This is a genomic window from Cereibacter changlensis JA139 (assembly GCF_003034985.1).
Classification (GTDB): domain Bacteria; phylum Pseudomonadota; class Alphaproteobacteria; order Rhodobacterales; family Rhodobacteraceae; genus Cereibacter; species Cereibacter changlensis.
Genome location: NZ_PZKG01000370.1, coordinates 1 through 1,003, shown reverse-complemented (window position 1 = coordinate 1,003; position 1,003 = coordinate 1). Strand labels below are relative to the sequence as shown.

At 66.5% G+C, this 1,003-nt stretch carries 1 protein-coding gene; it reads left to right on the top strand.

What is annotated here, in order from left to right; translation table 11 throughout:
• The coding region (locus C5F48_RS24125) for a phage major capsid protein (RefSeq protein ID WP_107666163.1) at positions 1-849 on the top strand (849 nt) is incomplete at its 5' end.
• Positions 850-1,003 lie beyond the last annotated feature (154 nt).

The window sequence follows — 1,003 nt, the reverse complement described above, 5'->3', positions numbered from 1 at the left end:
CTGACCATCGCCAACGATGCGCCCGGCTACGTGCTGGCCCCGGAGGAAGTCTCCGGCGAGTTCATCCGCAACCTCGTCGAGTTCTCGCCGATCCGCTCCGTCGCTGACGTGCGCTCGACCAGCTCGCACACCATCCTGCTGCCGAAGCGCACGGGCGTCACGAATGCGCTCTGGGTCGGCGAGACCACCGCCCGCACCGGCTCTGAGCCCACCTTCGGACAGGCGGAGATCGCGGTGAAGGAGATCGGAACCTTCGTCGATCTGTCGCTGCGGATGCTGGAAGACAGCGCCAACGTCGAAGCCGAGGTTCGTCTCGCGCTGGCCGAAGACTTTGGTGCGAAGGAAGCCAGCGCCTTCGTCAACGGCGATGGTGTTTTGCAGCCGCAGGGCTTCATGACCGCAGCCGGGATCGCCGAGACGGTCAACGGCCATGCCGCCAACGTGTCGGCGGATGCGCTGATCAAGATGTTCTACGCCATGCCCGCCACCTACCGGAACCGGGGTGCCTGGGCGATGAATGGCACCACGCTGGGCGTCCTGCGCACCCTGAAGGATGGCGATGGCCGCTTCCTCTGGCAGCCCGCCTATCAGGCAGGCCAGCCCGAGACCATTCTGGGCCGTCCCGTGGTCGAGGTGCTGGACATGCCGAACATCGCCGCCGGGACTTTCCCTGTCGTTTTCGGTGACTTCAAGGCCGGGTATCGCATCTATGACCGCGTCGAGCTGGACATTCTGCCCGACCTGCTGACGCAGCGCACAAACGGCCTCGCCCGCTTCCATGCCCGGCGTCGCGTCGGCGGTGGCGTGGTCCGCACGGACGTGTTCCGCAAGCTGAAGATGGCGGCCTGATCCATGCGCCTGCTGCCCGCAGAGACCGAGTTCGAGCTGTCGCACGGTGGAAACACCGTGCGGCTGCGCGCCTCGCTGCGGGCTGCCCTACACCTCGAACGCCTGCACGACGGCTTCGGCCCGCTGTTCCGGCGGATCGACACCTTCGACACGA